This is a genomic window from Fulvivirga kasyanovii, from assembly GCF_009711405.1.
In the GTDB taxonomy this organism is placed as follows: domain Bacteria; phylum Bacteroidota; class Bacteroidia; order Cytophagales; family Cyclobacteriaceae; genus Fulvivirga; species Fulvivirga kasyanovii.
In genome coordinates this window covers 1-873 of the sequence record NZ_SMLW01000115.1, presented here as the reverse complement: position 1 = coordinate 873, position 873 = coordinate 1, and the positions used below count along the sequence as shown (strand labels likewise).

At 34.8% G+C, this 873-nt stretch carries 1 protein-coding gene; it reads left to right on the top strand.

Going from position 1 to position 873, the window contains the following annotated elements; genetic code table 11:
- A partial coding sequence (locus E1163_RS00225) for a thioesterase domain-containing protein (protein ID WP_155168528.1) occupies positions 1 to 861 on the top strand: 861 nt, incomplete at its 5' end.
- Positions 862 to 873 lie beyond the last annotated feature (12 nt).

Below are 873 nucleotides of genomic sequence, written 5' to 3'. Positions count from 1 at the left end.
AGGGCTAATGATGAAAACATATTTTTTATTCATGACGGTAGTGGAGATATTCAAGGCTATACAGACTTGGCATCAAGAATGAAAAACCTAAATTGTTGGGGAATTAAAAGTGAAATGCTGCGTTCAATAGAGCCACAAAATAGAAAAATTGAGGATTTGGCGATAGACTATATTCATAAAATGAAGGCAGTACAACCAAAGGGGCCTTACAAAATATTGGGATGGAGTACCGGGGGTCTTATAGCATTTGAAATGGCATCTCAATTGGAAAAATTAGATGAATGTGGAAATAAATTGATAATAATAGATAGTGCCTTTCCTGTTCGCGATCAACAAACCATTCCAATAGACCCATTTAGCTTGGAAGGTGAAAGGACTTTATTAAGCAAGTTTTCGATCTTCCAGATGGTAGGTGAAAAAGGTGAAAAACCGATCGACAATATTAATACACTTTGGTCTAGAGTGGTTAGTATCTTAAAAGAATCTAAAAGTACATATCAGGATATTAAAAAGATAATACCTCCGGATATTTTCTCTGTTATGCCCAACATCACACAAATTGAACCCTATGATTTTGTTGTTTATTTAAATACCATAAGATCTTTACAACATGCTGTCAGCACTTATCAGATAAATGATGTGCAAAGTAGCGAATTAAACTACATTAAAGCAACCGAGACTCCATTTAGCATAGGAGGTTTGAAGGAGCGTATAACATCAGATATATACTTATACGAAATAGACGGTAATCATTTTTCAATTGTAAAATCACCACGAGTGGAGTGTCTGGTGGAATTGCTTTACGAGTTGTTGACTAGTAAAAGTAGCTGTGATTTAGGATATGAGTTGGGAAAAGGTTAGATGCTTCAATAA